Origin of the sequence: Akkermansia sp. BCRC 18949, from assembly GCF_045011645.1 — a bacterium.
Classification (GTDB): Bacteria; Verrucomicrobiota; Verrucomicrobiia; order Verrucomicrobiales; family Akkermansiaceae; genus Akkermansia; species Akkermansia massiliensis.
The window spans coordinates 2,669,400-2,691,455 of the sequence record NZ_CP123619.1 but is presented as its reverse complement, the minus strand read 5'-3'; the positions used below and the strand labels follow the sequence as shown (position 1 = coordinate 2,691,455).

Annotated in this window: 17 protein-coding genes; 9 read left to right on the top strand and 8 right to left on the bottom strand. The window is 59.2% G+C overall.

Annotated features, from left to right (window positions below):
- Window positions 1-45 precede the first annotated feature (45 nt).
- Window positions 46-1,044, top strand: coding sequence for a tyrosine-type recombinase/integrase (locus P8A25_RS11310; RefSeq protein WP_249853094.1), 999 nt, complete (start codon window positions 46-48; stop codon window positions 1,042-1,044).
- Window positions 1,045-1,136: 92 nt separating this feature from the next.
- Here P8A25_RS11310 and P8A25_RS11305 read toward each other — a convergent pair whose 3' ends face one another.
- Window positions 1,137-2,063 carry a uracil-DNA glycosylase gene (locus tag P8A25_RS11305; RefSeq protein ID WP_215442342.1) on the bottom strand — a complete coding sequence of 309 codons (927 nt, stop codon included), beginning with the start codon at window positions 2,061-2,063 and terminating at the stop codon, window positions 1,137-1,139.
- Window positions 2,064-2,272: 209 nt separating this feature from the next.
- On the opposite strand from P8A25_RS11305, the gene thiH reads away from it, so the two are divergent.
- Window positions 2,273-3,409 (top strand): 2-iminoacetate synthase ThiH, encoded by a 1,137-nt coding sequence (thiH, locus tag P8A25_RS11300; RefSeq protein WP_215442341.1) that lies wholly within the window; start codon window positions 2,273-2,275, stop codon window positions 3,407-3,409.
- Window positions 3,410-3,516: 107 nt separating this feature from the next.
- Window positions 3,517-5,403, top strand: coding sequence for an LTA synthase family protein (locus P8A25_RS11295; protein WP_215442340.1), 1,887 nt, complete (start codon window positions 3,517-3,519; stop codon window positions 5,401-5,403).
- A 63-nt stretch (window positions 5,404-5,466) separates the two neighbouring features.
- Here the strand turns inward: P8A25_RS11295 and P8A25_RS11290 are convergent, their stop codons facing one another.
- Window positions 5,467-6,624, bottom strand: coding sequence for a hypothetical protein (locus tag P8A25_RS11290; RefSeq protein ID WP_215442339.1), 1,158 nt, complete (start codon window positions 6,622-6,624; stop codon window positions 5,467-5,469).
- Between the two features lie 225 nt (window positions 6,625-6,849).
- Here P8A25_RS11290 and P8A25_RS11285 point away from each other — a divergent pair, with 225 nt between their 5' ends.
- Entirely contained in the window at window positions 6,850-9,204 is a 2,355-nt protein-coding gene (locus P8A25_RS11285; RefSeq protein ID WP_404838700.1) for a glycosyl hydrolase family 95 catalytic domain-containing protein, read from the top strand.
- A 268-nt stretch (window positions 9,205-9,472) separates the two neighbouring features.
- Here the strand turns inward: P8A25_RS11285 and P8A25_RS11280 are convergent, their stop codons facing one another.
- The 6 genes from P8A25_RS11280 to galE all read right to left on the bottom strand — a co-directional run bounded on the left by P8A25_RS11280 (window position 9,473) and on the right by galE (window position 17,858).
- Window positions 9,473-10,846 carry a DUF2851 family protein gene (locus tag P8A25_RS11280; protein ID WP_102728672.1) on the bottom strand — a complete coding sequence of 458 codons (1,374 nt, stop codon included), beginning with the start codon at window positions 10,844-10,846 and terminating at the stop codon, window positions 9,473-9,475.
- Between the two features lie 16 nt (window positions 10,847-10,862).
- Complete coding sequence (locus tag P8A25_RS11275; RefSeq protein WP_022398168.1) at window positions 10,863-11,390, bottom strand: STAS domain-containing protein; 528 nt, start codon at window positions 11,388-11,390, stop codon at window positions 10,863-10,865.
- Window positions 11,391-11,546: 156 nt separating this feature from the next.
- A complete protein-coding gene (locus P8A25_RS11270) occupies window positions 11,547-13,070 on the bottom strand; it encodes a prenyltransferase/squalene oxidase repeat-containing protein (protein WP_215442337.1) in 1,524 nt (507 codons plus the stop codon).
- A 229-nt stretch (window positions 13,071-13,299) separates the two neighbouring features.
- Window positions 13,300-14,802 carry a prenyltransferase/squalene oxidase repeat-containing protein gene (locus P8A25_RS11265; protein WP_102726523.1) on the bottom strand — a complete coding sequence of 501 codons (1,503 nt, stop codon included), beginning with the start codon at window positions 14,800-14,802 and terminating at the stop codon, window positions 13,300-13,302.
- Between the two features lie 150 nt (window positions 14,803-14,952).
- Entirely contained in the window at window positions 14,953-16,476 is a 1,524-nt protein-coding gene (locus P8A25_RS11260; protein ID WP_102730277.1) for a prenyltransferase/squalene oxidase repeat-containing protein, read from the bottom strand.
- A gap of 392 nt (window positions 16,477-16,868) precedes the next feature.
- Window positions 16,869-17,858, bottom strand: a complete 990-nt coding sequence (gene galE / locus P8A25_RS11255) for a UDP-glucose 4-epimerase GalE (RefSeq protein WP_102721324.1) — start codon at window positions 17,856-17,858, stop codon at window positions 16,869-16,871.
- A gap of 359 nt (window positions 17,859-18,217) precedes the next feature.
- On the opposite strand from galE, the gene rsmA reads away from it, so the two are divergent.
- The 5 genes from rsmA (at window position 18,218) to P8A25_RS11230 (ending at window position 21,710) form a co-directional block, all read left to right on the top strand.
- The gene (rsmA, locus tag P8A25_RS11250; RefSeq protein WP_022398163.1) at window positions 18,218-19,570 is read left to right on the top strand and encodes a 16S rRNA (adenine(1518)-N(6)/adenine(1519)-N(6))-dimethyltransferase RsmA; all 1,353 of its coding nucleotides are present in this window, start codon (window positions 18,218-18,220) and stop codon (window positions 19,568-19,570) included.
- A gap of 14 nt (window positions 19,571-19,584) precedes the next feature.
- On the top strand, window positions 19,585-20,046 hold the full coding sequence (locus tag P8A25_RS11245; protein WP_102728674.1) for a hypothetical protein: 462 nt from the start codon (window positions 19,585-19,587) through the stop codon (window positions 20,044-20,046).
- Window positions 20,047-20,163: 117 nt separating this feature from the next.
- Entirely contained in the window at window positions 20,164-20,442 is a 279-nt protein-coding gene (locus P8A25_RS11240) for a TfoX/Sxy family protein (RefSeq protein ID WP_208050637.1), read from the top strand.
- 135 nt (window positions 20,443-20,577) lie between these two features.
- The gene (locus P8A25_RS11235; RefSeq protein ID WP_022398161.1) at window positions 20,578-20,841 is read left to right on the top strand and encodes a hypothetical protein; all 264 of its coding nucleotides are present in this window, start codon (window positions 20,578-20,580) and stop codon (window positions 20,839-20,841) included.
- A 56-nt stretch (window positions 20,842-20,897) separates the two neighbouring features.
- Window positions 20,898-21,710: a hypothetical protein gene (locus P8A25_RS11230; protein WP_146019179.1), complete on the top strand. Its 813-nt coding sequence runs from the start codon at window positions 20,898-20,900 to the stop codon at window positions 21,708-21,710.
- The last annotated feature ends 346 nt before the right edge of the window (window positions 21,711-22,056 follow it).

The window sequence follows — 22,056 nt, the reverse complement described above, 5'->3', positions numbered from 1 at the left end:
AAATATTTGGCGGCGGAAATGTTGTTGAAAGGAAGCGGTTTGAATATGCTGGATGCCGCCAGTCTGGCCGTGGAATTGCTGAGCCTGTGCGGGGGGCGCCGCAGCATGCGCCGGGCCAGAAAGGCAATTTTCCTGGGAGCGGAGGAATTGAGGAAAGGGGAAAAGACGGTTTCCTTTTCCGCCGCCGTGGAGGAGACGCTGAGGGCGAAGCGCGGGCTTCGTCCCACAACGCTGCGTGATATCAGGTATTTCACCGGAGCCTTGATGCGGAGGTGTCCGGAATTGAAGGATTTTCCGGTCCGGAAACTGACGCCGGAGCATTGCGCGCGTTTTTTGGAAACTGCGTTTTCCTCCCGCAGACAGCGTTACAAGGGCCGTGCAGTGATGAGCGGCGTGCTGTCCCTTTCCCTGCGGCGCGGCTGGTGCGGGGAAAATCCCATTGTCCGGGTGGAACCTCCTGCGTTCCGTGAACGGACCATCGCCGTTCTGGTCCCGGAAGAAATAAAAAGCCTCCGGGATGTGGTGGAAATTCCTGAATTCCGTGACTGCGCTCCGGCGGTCTGGGTCATGCTGTATGCCGGCATCAGGCCGGGGGAAGTGATGCGTCTCCGCTGGAATGACGTGGATATGGAAGAACGGGTCATTTCCGTAAGGTCCGTAGCCAGTAAGACGGGGGGAGCCCGGCACGTCACCATTCATGCCGTGCTCCGGCGGCTTCTGGCGGAATACGGGGCAGGGGAGCGGGATGGCTTGCTATGCCCTCCCAACTGGCCGGTGCGCTGGAGGCTGCTCCGGAAAAAGGCCGGGTGGGGCGTGCATCACCGCTTCGGGGAATGGAGCGCGGATGCTCTGAGGCATACCTATGCTTCCTATCATGCCAAGTGGTTCCGGGATTTTCCCCTGCTTCAGATGGAGATGGGGCACCGCTCCTCCTCCCTGCTGCGGGCGCGGTACCTGAACATGGAGGGAGTGAGCCGCGACAGGGCACGCCTGTTCTGGGAAGTGCCGGAACACGGAAGGAAAAAGCGGATCGTGCATTGCTGAAAAGGGAACGGACCGTTCCGCAGGTTTTCCATGAAAAAACAGCCGTTCAGCTGCCGTGGCGGGAGAAGGGCGGCATGCAGGAATTCCCGGTTTTATTCCCTGGGCAGGAAGTAGCCGCGCTGTTTTTCCGAGATGGGCATGCCCAGGCGTTCCATGACGGCCAGCATGTCTTCCCAGACCTTGCGTTTTTCCCGCGGGCTGTCTGATCTCAACAGGTAGCTGGGATGGTAGGTAACGCGCACGGGAATGCCATTGAGGTCGTGGAACCTGCCGCGCATGGAGCTGACGGAACCCTGTATCCCCAGCAGCCCCACGGCGGCTGTCCCGCCCAGGGCTACGATCATCTTCGGCTGGATGACCTGGATTTCATTCATGATGATGGGCAGGCAGGCTTCAATTTCTTCCGGCGTGGGGGCGCGGTTGTTGGTCCGCTGGTTAGGCAGCGCAGGACGGAATTTGACGATGTTGGAGATGTAGACCATGTCTCGGGAGAGTCCCATGGCCTTCAATATCTGGTTGAGTTTTTCCCCGGCGCGGCCCACAAAGGGCTCCTGCTGCACTTCTTCATAATAGCCCGGCGCTTCCCCGATGAGCATGAGCTCCGTATGGGGATTGCCCGTGGCAAAGACCATGGTGTCCCGCAGGGAATTGAGCTCCCGCGCCGGCTGCCAGTTCTGCGCCAGATCCCGCAGGTATTGCAGCTTGTCTTCCATCGTCCCTTCCGGGAGAGCGACGGTGGAGGCCGGTTCCCGGCTCTCCGGAAAGAGCTCCGGCGGTTCCGGCTCCCCGGAAGATACGGAGGCCGGGGCAGGTTCCGCCTGGGGCGGCGGTTCCGGAGAAACGGGGGGAGAGGGTGGAGCTGCGGGAACGGCAGAGGCGGGGCGGCTTCCCTGTTTGGCGGTCACGTACCACGTCCTGAGAACGTTTCTGGCTTCATCCGTCAGGCTCGTGCGCGTTGTTCCCTGCTGGATCAGGGAATCGAGATAATGGCGGAAAAGGCTGTTCGGCGTGGCGGTCATGGGAGGATAAGGCCAGATTAGTCCATGAGAGGCCGTCTGTCACGATGATTTGCAGGGGCCCTTCTTTCCTCATGGAGCACTCCGCTCCGGGGAATGACACGGTAAAAGATGGAATCCTTTGTGAGGGAAGAGGCAAATTGGGCTTCTCCGGTTCAGGCGTGGAAATGGCCTTGGGCAGCCGGCTCTCTCAAATTTTATTTAATCTTCCTATGTCCTTTTCTGAAGAATTAAACGGTCTGATGGACCATCCCTCTTCCCTGGTGCGCCGCTTCATGGCATTGCTGGAACCGGTGGACGACGCCCGCCTGGAGGCGATGGCGCAGGAGAGCCGCCGCCTGACGCGCCTGCATTTCGGCCGGACCATCCGTCTCTTTGCCCCCATTTACCTGTCCAACGAATGCATCAATAATTGCAAGTACTGCGGTTTTTCCCGGGACAACCCCATCATCCGCACCACCCTTACGGTGGATGAAGTGGTGCAGGAGGCCCGCTACCTGCACGGGCTGGGCCTGCGCAGCATCCTGCTGGTGGCCGGGGAGCATCCCAAGTTCGTTTCAGACGGGTACATGCAGGAATGCCTGGACGCGCTGCATTCCTTTATCCCCTCGCTGGGGCTGGAAATAGGACCGCTTCCGGACGACCGCTATGCGGAAATCGTCCACCATGGGGCGGAACAACTGGCCGTGTACCAGGAGACCTACAACCGGGAGGTGTATGAAACCCTGCATACGGCGGGCATGAAGAAGAATTTCAACTGGCGGCTGGATTGCCCGGAACGCGCCTACCAGGGCGGCTTCCGCCGCATTCAGATAGGCGCCCTGTTCGGCCTGTCCCCCTGGCGGCGGGAGGCCATGGCGCTCGCCGCCCATCTGGACTATTTGCAGAAGCATTGCTGGAAGTCCGCGCTTTCCGTGGCGTTCCCGCGCATGCGTCCCTACGCCGGGAATTACGAGTATGAACCCGATCCGGAACTGATGCTGGACGACCGCCATTTTGTCCAGCTTATGGCCGCCCTGCGCATCTGCTTCCCCAGGATAGGCATGTCCGTCAGCACCCGTGAACCCGCGCCGATGAGGGATGCCCTGATGCATCTGGGCATGACCCACATGTCCGCCATTGCCCGTACGGAACCGGGGGGCTACACGGGGGTGGGAACGGCCACCGCCCACTTGACGGTGCGGGGAAACCAGGTGGACCTTCCCGAGGACCGGAAAGGGCGCTGCAAGGCAACGGAGCAGTTTGAGATTTCCGACCAGCGCACTCCGGAACAGGTGGTCGGCGCCATCCGGAATGCGGGCCTGGAGCCTGTCTGGAAGGACTGGGACGCCGCGCTGGATATGGTGTAAAGGGAGTCCGGATGCCCGGCGGCCGCTCTGCGGAATGACAGCCATACTTGCGTGATGCTGTGATGGAGCATTGACGGCATGCCCCGTCTGTCATATTCCCGGGGACGATGATTCGTTATTATTGGGGGAGGTTTTGGCCGTTCCTCCTGCTCGCGTTCGGTATTGAGGCGGTGGAAAACCTGTTTACGGTGTTTTTTGAATACCGCAACATGGATTTCGGGGTCATTCCCCTTCTGAAAACGGCATACATTTTCGTGACGGAGTTTTCCATCACCATGTGCTACTGGCTTCTGCCTTATGCCGTTTATTTGTGGATTCTGCCGCGCGGGAAAGCGGGTGGAAAGGCGGACCGGTGGATCACCTGCGCATGGTTTTTCCTGTTTGTGCTCGCCAACCTGTTTGAGGACGTGGCGGAAGCCTTCTTCTGGAATGAGTTTGAGGCCAGCTTCAATTTCATTGCGGTGGATTACCTGATTTATACCAAGGAGGTGATCGGGAATATTTATGAATCCTACCCCATCATCCCGATTCTTATCGGCATTCTGGTTGTATCCGTCCTGGCCGTCTGGGGGATGAAGCGTTTTCTGGTTCCCCGCCGCGGGGAAGCTCCCGCGGGGTGGAAGCGGGGCTGCGTGGTGCTGTTCCTGCTGGCGTGCATAACGGGAGGGTATTGGCTGGTGGACATCAAGGATGCGGATGCCGTGAACAACCGCTATAACTCGGAAATGGCCAAGGACGGCCTTTACAGCCTGTTCAGCGCCTTTCTCAAGAATGAGCTGGACTACCGCGATTATTACAAGACGCTGCCGGACGCGGATGCGGCGGCGTTTCTGGCCCGGGAATTCACGGCGGATGACACGTCCGTGCCTGACGCCGCATCAGGCAGCGTGAAGAGGCGGGTGCGCCCCTCCGGGGAAGCCATCCGGCCCAACGTCGTGGTTGTGGTCATGGAGAGCATGGGGGCGGAGTTTTTAAACGAGTGCCGGCAGGACGGCGCGAATGTCACGCCGTGCCTGAGCCGTCTGGGCAAAGAGGGCATTTTCTTCCCGAATGTCTATGCCACGGGCACCCGCTCCGTGCGCGGGCTGGAGGCGGTCAGCACGTCCATACCGCCTCTGCCCGGCATGTCCATCCTCCGCCAGGAGGGGAATGAGCATTTGCAGACCATCGGGTCCATATTCAGGGACAAGGGGTATGACCTCAAGTGGATCTACGGCGGCTACGGGTATTTTGACAACATGAATTACTTCTTCGGGAACAACGGCTTCCAGGTTCTGGACCGCAATTCCATGGATGATTCAGAGGTGACCCATTCCACCATCTGGGGCGTCTGTGATGAAGACCTGTTCCGCCGCGCCGTGCGTGAGGCGGATGAGTCCTTCAAAAGCGGCTCTCCTTTTTTACAGGTGGTGTTCACCACGTCCAACCACCGCCCCTATACCTATCCGGAAGGGCGCATAGACATTCCTTCCCATACCGGGCGCATGGGCGCCGTCAAGTACGCGGATTATGCCGTGGGGGCCTTTGTGGAGGAGGCCAGGAGCAAACCGTGGTTTGAGAATACGCTGTTCGTGTTTGTGGCGGACCATGGCGCGGGCAGCGCCGGGAAACAGACGCTTAATCCGGAAACGCACCGCATTTTCTCCATTTTCTACGCCCCGGCCCTGCTGAAGCCGGAACGGATTGAGACGCCTGTCAGCCAGATTGACGTGCTGCCCACCCTGCTCGGCCTGCTGAAATGGCCGTATGATGCGGCGTTTTATGGAAAGGACGCCTTGAAACCCTCCTACCAGTCCCGGTATTTCGTGAGCAATTACCAGTACATCGGCTACTTGAAGGGAAGGGACATGGTGGTGCTTAAACCCCAGCGCGGCGCGGAGTTTTTCCGTGACGGGGAGCCTGTGAAGCCGGATGCCCGGATGAAGGAGCTGGAAAAGGAGGCGGTTTATTATTATCAGCACGCTTCCGGCTGGCGCACCAGTTTGAAGGAATAAGCCCTTTCCCGTGATGCGGATGCCGCCGTCTCCGCGGCAATCCGCCAAGGGAGGGGAACCGGTTCAGGATTTGGGTTCGTCCCTGTAATCCTGGAGGGCGTCCCAGTGGAACGTGAAATGCTTCTGCATGTGCAGCCCGTTGGCGAGGATGAACATGAGGGAAATGCGGAATTCGTTGTTGGTCAGCCCGTCCAGTTCCTTCTTGTCAATCTTCATGGAAAACTTGCCGCTCTTTTTCCCCAGGCGCTGGGAGAAGGAAACGGCGTCATAGTCCTGGTTGACCGCATAGGGCGGGTCCTGGACGTAGACGTTCAGCGCCTTGACGGTCTGGGGGCTCTTGTAGCTTCCGGAGATGAGAATCTGGTCTCCCTTGAAGGAAATGGCCGTGTCCTTGATTTCCACTTCCGGCCTGCCTTCATAGAATTTCTGTGCCGGAGTGACGGAGAACACTTCACAGGCGTCCAGCAGGGCGCAGCTGGCGGGGGTCAGGAAGGTGGGACTGGTGCCGAACGTGTAGTTTCCCGCGCCCATCAGGGCCGTGCCGTACTTTTTGCCGTCCGAGGCGGTCTGGTGATTATGGGGCAGGTTGAGGCCGTGGCCCAACTCGTGGGCCAGGCCGCCGTACCATTTGGTCAGCAGCTGCCCTTCCCTGGTTTTCTGGCCCAGGTGCTTGATGTCAAAGGCCGGATAATCCAGGGCAAAGCAATTGCGGCCCATGCCGTAGAAGGGAACGCCGCCGGGATTGTCGGGGCCGTTCTTTTCATCGTTCCAGGTAGGCATGATGACCAGGGTGTGCTGGCTTTTTTTCCTGTCCGGATTGGCCTTGAAAAATTCTTCAAGCTCCTGCGCGGCCTTCCAGCCGCCGCCGTTTTCATACGGATAGTGCGCCGCCGGGTTCTTGGCCTTGTATTCAATGATGTTCACGCGGCCGGGGGATTTGATGTCCAGGCCGAAGGAGCGCGCGCCGTAGCCGTGCCGCTGCATTTCCCTGCCGTAAAACTGCTGGAGGTAAAGCAGCAGTTCGCTGAGGCGCCGTTCGTAATCCGGAACGGGTTCCGTGTCACTGCCCAGAAAGTAAACGACGTTGAGCTGCTGGGCCGTTTTTTTCAGGGCAATCCGGTCTTTCAGAACGTCCGGAACGGTGACCTCGGCAGAAGATATTCCGGAAGCCGTCCCGAGAAGGGCGAAGGAAAAAAATGCGGAGAGAAGTCGTTTAAACATGCTTGCCTACGGTAGGCGCGCGCCCCTCAAAGACAAGGAAATTTACTGTCCGCGCTACCATTTGCGGAACAGGCGCCGGGTCAGGAGGAAGAACGGCGGAAAGGGGTGCGTCATGCCGTGAGGGTAAGTTGAAAAGGCTGAAAGATAGAGATTGCGGCGGCAGTAAATATATGACATCCTTATTAAAGCATGCATCTCCAATCTCTATTTCTATCTGCCGTTGCGGTGAGCTCCGTTTCTCTGGGTTGGGGGGCCCTGGACAAGCCTTCCGCCTCCAACCTGATCTGGTCTGATGAACCGGCCGTAGTTGTTTATCCGCAGGAGGACAAGAACCCCGACGGTAATTTCGGCAAATACAAGAAGCCTTCCGCCGTTTGGGAAGCGGAAGGGTATCCCATCGGCAACGGCCGCGTGGGGGCCATGATTTTCAGCGCGCCCAACCGCGAGCGGTTCGCCCTGAATGAAATCAGCCTGTGGTCCGGCGGCCCCAATCCCGGCGGTGGGTATGGTTACGGGCTCAATGCCGGGACGAACCAGTTCGGCAACTACCTGCCTTTCGGCGATTTGTTCGTAGACTTTAAAAAGGGGGACCAGCCAGCCTCCGTTTCCGTGGAGGATTTTACGCGCGCCCTGGATTTGCGGGACGGCATCCACAAGGTGAATTACAAGGCGGATGGCGTGACGTATGACCGCGAAGCGTTCGCCAGCACGCCCGCCAATGTGCTGGTGCTGGAGTACAAGGCCAGCAAGCCCGGCCAGTTCAGCGCGGATTTTTCCATCAACAGCCAGCTTGAATCGGCTATTTCCGCCAAGGGCCCCGTCATCACCTGGAAGGGAACCCTGAAAAACGGCATGAATTATGAAGGCCGTGTCCTGATCCGTCCCAAAGGCGGTACGCTTTCCACTGCGGACGATAAGATTTCCGTGAAGAACGCGGATTCCTGCATGGTCGTCATCGTCATGGAGACGGATTACCTGATGGACTATAAGAAGGACTGGAAGGGAGAGGCCCCCGCCAAAAAGCTGGACCGTTATGCGGCCAAGGCGGCCTCTGCGGATTATGCCGCCCTGAAACAGGCGCACATCGCCCAGTACAAGTCCATGTTTGACCGGGTAAAGGTCAACTTCGGCAAGACGGAGGCGGATGTAGCCAAACTGCCCATTCCAAAGCGGCTGGAAGCCTATAAGAAGAATCCGGTTGATCCCGATCTGGAAGAAACCATGTTCCAGTATGGCCGTTACCTGCTCCTGTCCAGCTCCCGGCCCGGCACGCTTCCGGCCAACCTCCAGGGGCTCTGGAATGTTTATCTCAATCCGCCCTGGGCCTGTGACTACCATAACAACATCAACGTGCAGATGGCGTACTGGGGTGCGGAACCCGCCAATCTTTCCGAATGCCATGAGGCGCTGATCAATTACGTGGAAGCAATGGCGCCCGGCTGCCGGGACGTCTCCCAGGCCAACAAGGGTTTCAATACCAAGGACGGTAAGCCCGTGCGCGGCTGGACGGTGCGTACCTCCCAGAACATCTTCGGCGGCAACGGCTGGCAGTGGAACATTCCCGGCGCGGCGTGGTATGCGCTGCATGTCTGGGAACATTACGCGTTCACCGGGGACAGGAAATATCTGGAAAAGCAGGCCTATCCCCTGATGAAGGAAATCTGCCATTTCTGGGAAGACCATTTGAAGGAGCTGGGCGCCAGGGGCGAAGGCTTCAAGACGAACGGCAAGGATCCGAACGAAGAGGAGAAGAAGGACCTGGCTGACGTAAAGGCCGGCACCCTGGTGGCCCCCAACGGCTGGTCTCCCGAGCACGGCCCGCGTGAAGACGGCGTGATGCACGACCAGCAGCTCATCGCGGAACTCTTCACCAACACCATCAAGGCCGCCCGCATCCTGGGCAAGGACGCCTCCTGGGCCAAGAGCCTGGAAGGCAAGCTGAAGAGGCTGGCCGGCAACAAGATAGGCAAGGAAGGGAACCTTCAGGAATGGATGATTGACCGCATCCCCAAGACGGACCACCGCCACACGTCCCACCTCTTTGCCGTTTTCCCCGGCAACCAGATCAGCAAGCTCAAGACGCCCAAGCTGGCGGAAGCCGCCCGCCTCTCCCTGGAATGGCGCGGCACGACCGGAGACAGCCGCCGTTCCTGGACGTGGCCGTGGCGCACCGCCCTGTGGGCCCGCCTGGGCGACGGGAACAAGGCTCATGAAATGGTGCAGGGACTTCTGAAATCCAACACCCTGCCGAACATGCTGACCACACACCCGCCCATGCAGATGGACGGCAACTTCGGGATTGTGGGCGGCATTTGTGAAATGCTGGTGCAATCCCATGCCGGCGGCCTGGACATCATGCCCTCCCCTGTGGAGGCGTGGCCTGAAGGCTCCGTGAAGGGGCTGAAAGCCCGCGGCAACGTCACGGTGGACTTCTCCTGGAAGAACGGCAAGGTGAGCAACGTGAAGCTGTATTCCGACCAGCCCAAGGTGCTGCCCGTGCGCGTCAACGGAAAGATGACCCGCATGAAAACCCTGCCGCTGAAACCCGGTGCGGAAGCTCCGCAGGCTGCTGCCAGGTAAAAGGAGGCGATTCCGTACCCGGTTTCAACTCCGGCAGGAAAATGACCATGGCTTCCAGCTCCCTCTTTATGGGGGCTGGAAGTTTTTTATTTTTCCGGCTTCACTGCGGGAAGAAACCGGCGTTTGGTTCAAAAAAGAGCGGAAAGGTACGGAAATGAGTACTGCCCGGAGAAAGGATTTTTTCTCTTAACGGAAAGACGGCGGGAGACATTCCGGGGAATATCCGGAGGAATTGGCGTGCCTGCTTATGGAAAGAGGCGCAAGACGCTCATTTCTTTCCCATGCGCCCGATCAGCGAGCAGACGGTGCAGGAATGGAGGGAGCACAGGTCCTCGTGAATTTGAAGCAGGGCCTGGTGGTGCCACGCCTTCGCAAGAAAGGCTTTCGCGTCCGGCCTGCCGCCCAGCAGGGATTGGTGGACGGAGAGCACTTTTGTTCCCGCCTGTCCGGCCCGGAGGGAGAGGTAATGCAGCCATGCATGTTCGTCTCCTTTCGCCGGGAAAAGGTGGTTGACGGTAAAGTCCAGAATTCTGTCCCGGCCCATCAGGGCCATGGGGCGGGGGGACGGTGCGGAAGGCAGCGTCACATGGGTGCTCCAGTAGGGGTGCCTGAGGGAGGAAAGATAGTCCGCCAGTTCTTCCGCAGGGCCGGAATGGCAAAGACGCTTGAACGTGGCAAAATCCGCTGCGATGACGGCCAGCGCCCCCGCGCGCCTCTGCGGATGGTTGGCCGGCCTGCTGCCGGAGAACGTCCAGGGGAAGGAGCGCTCCGGCGCCAGTTCAAACTGTTCCCGCAGGGGCCACCATTGGGTCCAGAGTTTTTTATGATGAGCCACGGCTTCCGCCGTGCAGGAATCCGGCAGGACGGGGAGCAGGAATCCCGCCGTGCCGAAGAGGAGGGCCTCCGGGCATTCCCGGATGGCGCGCAGGGGGGCGCGCAAAGCCAGGTGCAGCATGGCGTCCTTGTTGGCATGGTAGCCCAGCGTTTCCGCCAGGCTTTCAAAAAGGGTTTGCTCTTCTCCTGCGTATTTGGCGCGTTCCGCATGGCGGCGGTGCTTGTTCCGGAACCGGTAGGCCGCTGCCGACTCAAGGAGGGTTTCCAGAAGCTCCGGAGGCATGGAGGTTAACAGGTCGGCGTGGCGGCAGTGGCGCACCGGGGCATTGCCGGAAGGGGCCGTTTTTGCCCGCGCCAGCGCAGCGGGAGGAATGACGGCCAGGGGGATGCGCTTGTGCCTGGCGTTGCGGGTGAACCATTCCCTGCGGCTGGGCGCGCAGGCGAGATGCAGGATGACGCCGCTGAATGCCGGGTTGGAGCCGTGCCCGTGGCGTTCCCAGTCTTCCGGAGCGGGGTCCAGTTCAATGTCTCCCGCCTGCGGAACGCCGTTGATGCGGATCCTGGCGTTTAGAAAATCCGGTCCGGCGGATTTGTTCCAGTCACCGAAGTCCAGAATGCGGACCTCCCTGCCCAGGTCATCCGTAAAGGAGGTTCCAAATGCGCCTTCCAGCAGGAGAAGCTGGAGCGTTCTCTCGTCCGGAAGCCCGGCAGGGAGGGAAAAGTCGGGTTCCCTGACGGCGCCTTCCCCTTCCTCCATTGCTGCGGAACGGGCGTCTCCGTACAGGGAGGCCATGGAGCGCATGTCCATGTTGGATGGGGGAAGGTTATTTATCCTTCTGCCGTTCCAGTTCTTCCTTCAGGCAGTCGGTCACGTTGCGGAATTTTTCTTCGTTCTCTTCGCTCAATTCGCTCAGGGTCAGATGGGAGTTGAGAACGTGCAGAGTCTGGTCCTTGGCATCCAGATGAACGGTGGGAGCGTTCTCCGAGCCCAGGCTGGCGCGTATCTGGTCCACTTTCCCCCTCCAGGGGGCTGTAGGCGGTTCAATGCTGAGCAGGGCGTCCAGTCCCAGGCTTTCCAGCGCGCTCAGGCAGCGTTCGCTGGGGGAGGCGATCTGGACGGAGCCGCCGATGGGCAGCAGCCGGCGCGACAGTCCCGCAAGAGTGCCCATGAAGGTGGAGTCAATGCCGGAGCAGGTTTCCAGGTCAATGACGATCAGGCGTCCTCCGGAAGCGATGTAATCATCCCCCAGGGATTTGACGGTCGGGCTGTTGGCGAAACTTCCGCGTCCGGAGCACCGGATCCAAAGAAATTCGTCAAAAAGGCCGAAAAGGATGGAAGAATTGTTATTCACGTCGTTGGAAAATGGAAACCGTATGAATAACAAGAGAAGACGCCGCGGTCAAGTCAGGATTTAACATGCGCGCCGCCGGAAGAAGGCGTATCCCCCGTGTGCGGGGCCTGCCTCCGGCGGCTCTCTTCCCGTTGTGTGGAGGGAGCGCCGTGCGGTTCAGAAATTCCTGGCGCCTTCCCCCGTGCCGGGGAGGAAGCGGTAATACACCTCCAGCATCAGCGTAGCCAGGCACTGGCGGTAAATTCTATCGTTGGCATGCCGGTTCTGGCTGGTCTGCACCACTCCGCCGGGACCTCCGAAGCCGTTGGGCATAAAGCTCCCGTCGGAGGCCTGGGCGCCGAGGGTGGAATCACGGAAGGCCCTGTTGTAAGCCTTCCAGACGTCACCGCCGCGGTTCATGGCCGCCTGCACCCCGTAGTAATGCTGGTAGAGATTGGAGGAAGTGTTGTTGGCCTTCCAGTTGAACGGCTGGTTGGTATTCTTGAGCATCCAGTCCAGCCCCCTGCGTGCCGTGCTGTCCGAGCCGCTGCCGCACATTTGCAGGGAAAGCACGCCCACGCCCACCAGGGAGGCCCGTGGTTCCCGGCCGTTTTCCTGGTAGGAAAAGAGGCCGTCCGGAAGGGCGGTTTTGCGGCAGTACATGGCCGCCTTCCGCAGGGCCGCGCGTATCTCTCCCCTGGAAGGTTTGATGCCGCCGTGTTCGGCTGCCTTCAGGGCCTGCACGTTCCAGCCGGTGACGGAAAGGTCCGTGTGGGCTCCGGGCTGGGTGTTGTAATTGTAGGCCCAGCCGCCGTTAGCATTCTGCCCCTTCATAATCTGGTCCACGGCCTTGGTGACGACTTGCTCCAGGTTGGCGATGGAGGGAATGTCCATTTGCTTGCAGAAGGTGTAGGCCTCGCACAGGGCATAGGTGGCGATGGCGTGGTCATAGCTGACCTCGTTCATTTGCGGCACCAGGGAGATGACGGGGGATTTCATTCCCTGGTCCACCAGGAAGGAGATGCCCTTCAGGACAGTATCGCCGAAGTCCTCGGAAAGAGGTGTTTCGCAGTGGGCCAGATAGGAGAGCAGGGAGAGCCCGGTCATGGCGCACTTGTAATTCTGGGGGCCGTCCCCCCAGGAGCCGTCCCTGTTCTGCTGCTTCTGGAGCCACTTGAGGGATTTGACCACGGCTTCCTCGCACTGCGGGGTGCCTCCGTTTTCCGTGATGCGCTTCATGCGGTCGTTCAGGTCGCAGCGCTTGGAAAGGACGTCTGTATCCGGTTTGTCCCATCCCGGGCCTTCTCCGTCGTCGAACGCGATTCCGTCTCCGATTTCAATACCCGTGAAAAACTCTTCCGTGAGAGCATCCTGTTCCAAATCCGGAATGGGCACGGCAATATGCAGGGGGGTGCTGGAGGCAATGACTTTCACCTGCTGGCCGGCAGGTGAATTGGAAGGGCGTGTGGCTTTCCTGACGAGTTCGGGTGTGTCGGGTTCCTCCGGTCCCTGGTTTTCCGACGGATAGGTAATGATGGAAGGCGGTTCCGGAAGGAACGTGATGATATTTGCCAGGTAGAGCAGGAGGCCCGTCATGGCGACGCCGAGGGCGGAGACGGAGACCGCCGCGGCCAGGTTTTTAACGCGCTGTTGTTTCAGTGCCGCAAGGGCTTCTTCTGTACTTTCAATATGCAGGCTCATGGAAGGAATGGGGTTTGATTAGGATTCCACCATCTCCCCAAGAGTGCGCAGGTACAAGTTTAAAATTTATAATATACTTATATTTAGCATGTTGTTATTAAAATGTTACTTAAGAAGGCTTGGAAATACCCCTGGCGGAAGAAAAGCGGCCTCCCGTTCCGCGCGAGGGATATGAAAAGCCCCCTTTCCCGGGAAGGAAAGAGGGCTGCGAAAAAGCCGGTGAATTTCGTCAGGAATTCTTGGTGCCTTCACCCGTACCGGGCAGGAAGCGGTAATAGGTTTCCAGCATCAGCGTAGCCAGGCACTGGCGGTAGATGTTTTCAGACTTGCCGGTCATGCCGGAAACGTAACCCACATCGTTCTTCCGGAAGCTGCCGTCCGCATTCTGGCCGCTGAGCACGGCGTCCCGGAACGCTTTGTTGTAGGAGGTCCAGACGTCACCGCCGCGGTTCATGGCCGCCTGCACGCAGTAGTAGTGCATGTAAAGGTTGCTCTTGACGTTTTCCGTGCCGCTGCCCTGGCCCCACTGGAGGGTCTTGACGTTGTTCTTGATCCAGTCCAGCCCCTTGCGGGCGGCGCTGTCAGAACCGTTGCCCGTCATTTGCAGGGAAAGCACGCCCACGCCTACCAGGGAGGAGCGGGGCATGTTGCCGTTTTCCTTGTAGGCGAACTTGCCGTCCGGCATCACATTCTTGCGCACGTAGCTTGAGGCCTTGCGCAGCGTGGAGCGGATATCCCCCTTGGTGGGCTTGATGCCGCCGTGCTCCGCGGCCTTCAGGGCCTGCACGTTCCAGCCGGTGACGGAAAGGTCGATGTCCGGATTGATCTTGTTGTTGTAGCTGTAGGCCCAGCCTCCGTTGGGGCACTGGGCGTCAATGATCCTGTCCACGGCCTTGATGACGACTTTTTCCAGATTGGCGATGGAGGGAATGTCCATCTGCTTGCAGAAGGTGTAGGCCTCGCACAGGGCGTAGGTGGCTACGGCGTGGTCATAGCAGATTTCCTTCAAGGCGGGCTGTTCCGAGATGACGGGATTTTTCATTCCCAGGTCTACCAGGAAGGAGATGCCCTTCAGGACGTTTTCCCCGAATTCCTCGGAAAGGGGGGTCTCGCAGTGGGCCAGGTAGGCCAGCAGGGAGATGCCGGTCATGGAGGCGCGGAACTGGCCTTCACCCCAGGAGCCGTTGCCGTTCTGCTGTTTTTTAAGCCAGCGGAGGGACTTGACCACGGCTTCCTCGCACTGCGGGGTGCCGCCGTTTTCCGCGATGCGCTTCATGCGGTCGTTCAAGTCGCAGCGCTTGGAAAGAATGCCGGGAATGCCGCCCCCGTCCCCGTCGCCCGTGCCGGTCCCGAAGCCGTCGCCGATGTCGATGCCCATGGAAAGCTCTTCCGAGGGGACGTCCACTTCAATGTCCGGGTTGACCACCGCGACGTCCGCCGTGGCTACGGCGGCAATCACTTTCACCTGCGCGGCAGTGGAGGAGCTGCTGGGGCGCTGGGTGGTCTGGGTGACTTCCGGGGTGTCGATGTCCGGATTGTCGCCTTCCTGGGTGGCGTAGGCCACCATGGGGGGATCTTCCGGAATGGCGACGATGATATGCACCAAATAAAGGAGAAGGCCCATGAGGGCGACGCCGAGGAAGGAGACGGAAATGGCGGCGGTCAGCGTCTTGACGCGCTGTTTCTTCAATTCCGCAAGGGCGTCTTCGGTACTTTCAATGTGGAGACTCATAGAGGGACGTGTCTGGTTGGTGCAACGGCAAAAGCTCCCGCATCCTTGAAAAATGGGGAGAATTGCCCGGTTGCAGGTAGATGCTGCTGGCCTGCCTGTTTACGAGGCTGGCAGCATACTAAAACCAGACGCGCCGGTCTGTCAATCAGATTAGGAATTCTTGGTGCCTTCTCCCGTCCCGGGGAGAAAGCGGTAATACACCTCCAGCATCAGCGTGGCGAGGCACTGGCGGTAAATCTTGTCGTTGATGCTGCCCCCGTTGGTGTTCACGAGGCCCCCCGGCCCGGGGAAGCCGTTCGGGGCAAAGCTCCCGTCGGAGGCCTGGGCGCCGAGGGTGGAGTCACGGAAGGCCCTGTTGTAAGCCTTCCAGACGTCGCCGCCGCGGTTCATGGCCGCCTGCACCCCGTAGTAATGCTGGTAGAGGTTGGAGGAAGTGTTGTTGGCCTTCCAGTTGAACGGCTGGTTGGTATTCTTGAGCATCCAGTCCAGCCCCTTGCGCGCCGTGCTGTCCGAGCCGTTGCCGCACATTTGCAGGGAAAGCACGCCCACGCCCACCAGGGAGGGGCGGGCCGTAGCGTCTTCCCGGCCTTCCTGCATATAGGTGAAGAGGCCGTCGGGCTTGCCGCACTTGCGGCAATAGGAGGCCGCCTTGCGCAGGGCCGTGCGTATTTCCCCCTTGGTGGGGCGGATGCCGCCGTGCTCCGCGGCCTTCAGGGCCTGCACGTTCCAGCCGGTGACGGAAAGGTCCGTGTGGGCGCCTGCCTTCGTGTTGTAATTGTAGGCCCAGCCGCCATCGACGTTCTGGTTGTCCAGAATCTTGTCTACGGCCTTGATGACGACTTTTTCCAGGTTGGCGATGGAGGGAATGTCCATCTGCTTGCAGAAGGTGTAGGCCTCGCACAGGGCGTAGGTGGCTACGGCGTGGTCATAGCTGACCTCGTTTCTCTGGGGCACCAGGGAAATGACGGGATTCTTCACGCCCTGGTCCACGAGGAAGGAGATGCCCTTCAGGACGGTCTCCCCGAAGTCTTCCGAAAGAGGGGTCTCGCAGTGGGCCAGATAGGAGAGCAGGGCCAGGCCCGTCATGGCGCACTTGTAATTCTGGGGAGTCCCGCCCCAGGAGCCATCCTTGTTCTGCTGCTTCTGGAGCCACTTGAGGGATTTGACCACGGCTTCCTCGCACTGGGGAGTGCCCCCGTTTTCCGTGATGCGCTTCATGCGGTCGTTCAGGTCGCAGCGCTTGGAGATGATGCCGGGAATGCCGCCTCCGTCCCCGTCGCCCGTGCCGGTCCCGAAGCCGTCGCCGATGTCGATGCCCATGGAAAGCTCTTCCGAGGGGACGTCCACTTCAATGTCCGGGTTGACCACCGCGACGTCCGCCGTGGCTACGGCGGCAATCACTTTCACCTGCGCGGCAGTGGAAGAACTGCTGGGGCGCTGGGTGGTCTGGGTGACTTCCGGGGTGTCGATGTCCGGATTGTCGCCTTCCTGGGTGGCGTAGGCCACCATGGGGGGATCTTCCGGAATGGCGACGATGATATGCACCAAATAAAGGAGAAGGCCCATGAGGGCGACGCCGAGGAAGGAGACGGAAATGGCGGCGGTCAGCGTCTTGACACGCTGTTTCTTCAATTCCGCAAGGGCGTCTTCAGTACTTTCAATGTGCAGGCTCATGCAGTAAGGGAGGTTCCTGAGAATAATATAACGTTTTTTCCGGTTGGGGCGAGTGCAAAGATGTTAATATTCCTCTGGTCTGCATGATGACCAGATATGAATAAAACGGTGTTTTATGGTGAGCGGTTTACGAGTTTTATGGCAGTCGTCCGGGCTGGGGAGGAGCGTTTCCTGGTTTTGTTTGCGGGCCGGAGCATGGGCTGTCCCGGGTGCGGATGAAGAAGGCTGGGGAATACGGAAGGAATGTCCCGCATGTTCAGGCGCGTGTTTTCCCTGCACAGGCTGACCATGGAAAAAGCCTGATGGGATGCCGTTCGTTTTGCGAAAAAAGCCCTGCCATGGGCTGCATGGCAGGGCGGAAAGGGAATGATCCTTTAAGGCAGGAAAGGGAATCAATAGTGGCCGTGGCGCGGACCGGTCATCCACTTCCAGGCTGTTTCCACGATGGCTCCGGCGTCCTTGCACCGGGCTTCCCAGCCGAGGATTTCCCTGGCCTTCTTGGGATTGGCAATCAGGCGGGGCGGGTCGCCTTCGCGGCGCGGGCCGTAGCGGACGGGGATTTTCCTGCCGGTGACTTTTTCAGCCGTTTCCAGGATTTCCCGGACGGAAAGCCCCAGGCCGGTTCCCAGATTGAAGCATTCCGTGGAGCCGCCCTTCATCAGGTAGTCCACCGCTCTCAGGTGGGCGTCCGCCAGGTCGTTGACGTGGATGTAGTCGCGGATGCAGGTGCCGTCCGGCGTATCGTAATCCGTGCCGAAGACTTCGATGTATTCCTTTTCCCCGGTCAGCGTGAGCAGGATGTTGGGGATGAGGTGGGTTTCCGGGTCGTGGTCTTCACCGATCAGGCCGTCCTCGCTGCAGCCGGAGGCATTGAAATAGCGCAGGAAAACGCTCTTGAGGCCCCAGGCGCGGTCGCAATCCTTGCAGACCTTTTCCAGCATGTACTTGGAGCTGCCGTAAGGATTGATTGGATCCTGCTTTTCCGTTTCCGGGATCGGAATCTGGGTGGGGACGCCGTACGTGGCGCAGGTGGAGGAGAAGACGAAGCGCTTGACGCCGGCGGCCTGCATGGCTCCCAGGAGGACGAGGGGACGGGCGATGTTGTTCATGTAGTACTTGAGGGGGTCCTGGACGGACTCTCCCACGTTGATGAAGGCGGCAAAGTGAATCACGGCGTCAAAGCCGCCCTTCATCAGGAGGGGATACACGACGGAGGCGTCTCCCAGGTCGCCCTTGACCAGTTTCACCTCCGGGTCCACGAGGGCTCCGATGTGGCCGTACACCATGTTGTCCAGCACAGTCACGTCAGCGCCGATTTTGACGAGCTGGCGCACCGTGTGGGAACCAATATATCCGGCGCCGCCGGTTACAAGTACTTTCATGATCTTATCAAATTGCTGTTGGGCCGGTTCAACCTTTTCTCCGGCAAGGGTGTCCGTACGCGCCGGAACCTGCGGAAACTTCCGGTTTGCGGCAGGCTGCGTCACTGTTCTGGACACCTGTAAAAGTGACATGTTTTCCCCTTTTTGTCAATTTGTGATACGTCTGCCGCCGCTCATGCGCAGGATGCCGGACGCATGGGGCGGCAACGCTCCCGTTCCGGTGCGCAAGGGGCAAGGCTCCTTTGCATGGTCCGGGCGCTTTCCTCTGGCGGCGTGCGGGCCGCCCTCCGTTTTCATGCCGGAAACTGCCCCGCTTTTTACTGGCTCCTGATGTGCATTTTTGAGAACATCCCCTTATTATGAAACCGTCCGAGATCAGGAATGTTCTGGAAGATCACGAAGTGCGCCCCAGCAAATCCCTGGGACAGAACTTCCTGACGGATGAAAATGTGGCGCGCTGGATTGTGGGCCAGCTTGAAATTCAGCCACAGGACTGCGTGGTGGAAGTAGGGCCCGGAACCGGAGCCCTGACGGAGCACGCCGCCCCTCTTTGCCGCAAATTGATTCTGGTGGAATTCGACTCCCGCCTGGCGGAATACCAGAAAGAGCGCTGGGCCGGAGACCCCCATGTGGAGGTTCACCATGCGGACGGCGCGTCCTGGGACCCGCGGGGATTGTTTGCGGAAGCTCCCGTCAAGTTCCTGGGCAACCTTCCCTATTCCGCGGGAGGCGCCATTCTCCAGAACTTCCTGTCCAGGCCCAGCGCCGTGGAACGGGCCGTGGTGATGCTCCAGAAGGAATTCATCGACCGCATTCTGGCGACTCCGGATGACGACGCCTTCGGGCTGTTGTCCCTGCGCATCCAGAAAAACTGGATTCCCCGCGCCCTGAAAACTATTCCCCCGGAAGCGTTCCATCCCCGGCCCCGGATTGATTCCACCGTGATGCTGCTCACGCCGCGCCCCGTCCGCGACCTGCCCCCGTATGACGACCGGCTGATGGACGAGCTGATGCGCAAGGCTTTCTCCCAGAGGCGCAAGCAGTTGAAAAAACAGCTTCCGGCCTCCCCTCCGTGGGAGGAAGTAGCCGCCTCCCTGGGACTTTCCCCTTCCGCCAGGGCCGAGGAACTGAATTTGGCCCAGTGGGTGGAGCTGGCGCGGGCTTACGACGCCAACCCCCTCAAGGACGTGGCGCAGAGCGGGGACGAATTGTTTGACGTGGTGGACGAACTCAACCAGATGACGGGGCAGGGCACGCGCCGGGAAATCCATGAAGGGAACCTTCTCCACCGCGCCGTGCACATGTTCCTGGTCAACAAGCATGGGGCTGTGCTCCTCCAGAAAAGATCGCTGTGGAAGGACAGGCAGCCGGGCAAGTGGGATTCCTCCGCTGCCGGGCATCTGGATGCCGGGGAAAGCTATGGGGAGGCCGCGGCGCGGGAGCTGAAGGAGGAACTGGGCATCTCCGGCTGCGAGCTGCGGAAAATTGCGGACTTTGACGCAGGTGAAAACAACGGCTGGGAATTCATCGCGCTCTATGAAGGGCGGTACTCCGGGAAAGTTCGTTTTCCCGCGGCGGAAGTGGATAGCGTGCAGTGGTTTACGCCGGAACAAATCCAGGCATGGGTGGAGCGCCGCCCGCAGGACTTCTCCCCCGCGTTCATTCCGTGCTGGAATGCATGGCTGGCCGCGAACAAAAAGGCATCATTCTAACTCAAATACATATCATGATTAACCCTGATCAATTATCTCCGGAGCAGGTCCGGTCCATCCGGGACTGGGCGGAAGAAGGGCTGGATTTAAACGCCATCCAGAAGAGGCTGCATGAAGACCTGGGCATCAAGCTGACATTCATGGATACCAGGTTCCTGCTTCAGGACCTGGATATTCAAATCAGGCAGCCGGAACCGGAACCCCAGGCCGAGCAGCCGGCGGAGCTTTCCGGAGCGGCGGCTCCCCCCGCCTCTCTGCTGGGTAAAACCCAGGTAACCGTGGATGAGATAACGCCTCCCCATGCCCTGATGGCCGGCAAGATTCTGTTCAGGAGCGGAGCCCAGGGCGTGTGGGACATCGACCGCACGGGCCGCATCAACTGGGACGCCACGCTCGGGGAACCCACGGCGGATGACCTGAGGGAATTTGAAACGGAGCTGCAATCCGTCATCCGCAGCCGCATGGGCGCCATGTAGGGAAAACAGCAGGCATCCCTGTGGAAATGGAACGGAGCAGCAACCCGGAACATCAGCCATGTTGCGATAAAAAAACCGGGAGGGAATCGAAAGTGAGATGACGGTAAATAAGCCGCAATGAAAATGAAATTCAAGATAACAAGCGATTTAAGGCAGGCAAAAAACATCGGGGCGGCTATAAAAAAATGCCTTAATGAAATCGGTGTGTTCACCTTGGCTGATCTTGAGAAAATGACTTCCGTTGAGGCATTTAAAAAAATATGCGGTAACTATCCTGACAAGACGGTGCCTGTATGTTATTACCTGTATTCTCTGGAAGGGGCGTTGCTGAACTTGCACTGGAATGACATTCCCTCTGAATTGAAAGAAGAATTAAAGGCAAAAATCGAGGATTGATCATTGGAATCAAATTATTGAAAAATTAATATTACCTTTACGGAGCCGGCATCCTGGCAGCGCAATTCAGGGGCGGACAGGGGAAAATTCTCCTGAACTTCGTTAGGGTAATCCAAACAGCAGAAGGAAAATCTTATGGAAATACCGGATGAAATGATTGAAACGCTGGTGCCTGCCGTGCGGGAGCAGCTGGAAGCGCCGGACACTGCCTATGTCAAGGCCTGCCTGGAGCGCCTGACGGGCCGGGAAAAACTGGAAGAGCAGGAAGCCCTGGAACTGATGGCGCAGGCCCTTGCCATCACCATTAATGAGATGGTGGTGGGCGGCCGCCCCTTTGATTCGGGAAAGTACAAGGCGCTTTTGAAAGATTTGCCGGCCCTTCCGGATGAGGCTCCGTGATAAATCTCGACAATCTCCGGAATTGATTCATAATCCTTTCTTTCACTTGAAATTTTATGGCAAAAAAACCATTAGAAACAGGTGCTCCGGAAGCGTCCGCAGCCAAAAAAACGGCTGCCCGCAAAACGGCTGCCAAAAAGACGGCCTCTACGACCAAGAAGGCCGCCGCGGCTGAAAAGAAGCCCGCTGCTGACGCCGCTTCCGTAGAAGCGCCCAAAATCAAAACGGTCAAGTCCGCCCCGAAAACCGCGGCCAAGGCAAAAACCGTGAAACCCGCCAAAAAGGCGGCTGACAAGAAGGCCCCCGCCGCTGAAGCGCCGGCTCCTTCCGTGACTCCGGCTCCCGCCGCTCCCGTTGAAAAAAATACCGCTCCCGAGGCTTCCCAAAGGCCCCAGGCTGCCGCTCCGGTCAAGGTCAAGCGCGAATCCTTCCGCCCCAACCGCAACCCGGAACAGCAGGAACGCCATGAACAGCATGGCGGAGACTCCTTTGCCCAGCCGGAAACCGTGGGCGGAGCTTCTGAAGGTTCCTTCAACAAGCGCAAGCGCCGCCGCCGCAATAAAAAGGGCAACGGCTCAGAAGACCGCCAGCCCATGCAGGACTCCGCTTCCTTCAAGCAGCTGGATGGCAAGAAAGTGGCCTCCCGCGCCTGGAAAATGTTCCTGGCGGAAGTGTCTGAAGAAGGGCTTGCCCTGATGGACGACCAGACGGCGCGTGAAGCCGCGCGCCGCGCCTTCCGCTGCGCGGAATTCTTCATGATGGAAGAATCCCGCCGCAAGCACGCCCAGAAGGCCGCCCCCCAGCAGCAGGAAAAAGCTTCCTCTCCGGAGGAAGACCGTGATTCCGAAGAGGATTCCGGCGAAGAATAATCCCGGCCTGTTCCGTTTTTGCCCTGCGGCTTGTGCCGCGGGGCTTTTTTATGCCCTTGGGAAAGACCTCTGAAAGGTGGCGGTGCTCTCCTAGGAAAGGCCGTTCCGGAAATGCGCTGGCGTCGTTTTCCCCTGATTTGCAGAATGGAAAACCCCTGTTTCACGCTTAAAGGTTCTTCCTGAATGGGAGCGAATCGATCTATTCTTCCGGCGTCTGTGAATGGCCGGACTTTTTTATCCGGGACATGGATGAGGGAAACGGGTTGAACCCGGTTGGCTTGACTGGGGCGGAATGGACGCTCCTCCATCCATGCCGCTCTCATCAAGGAACGTCATGGGCATGGAT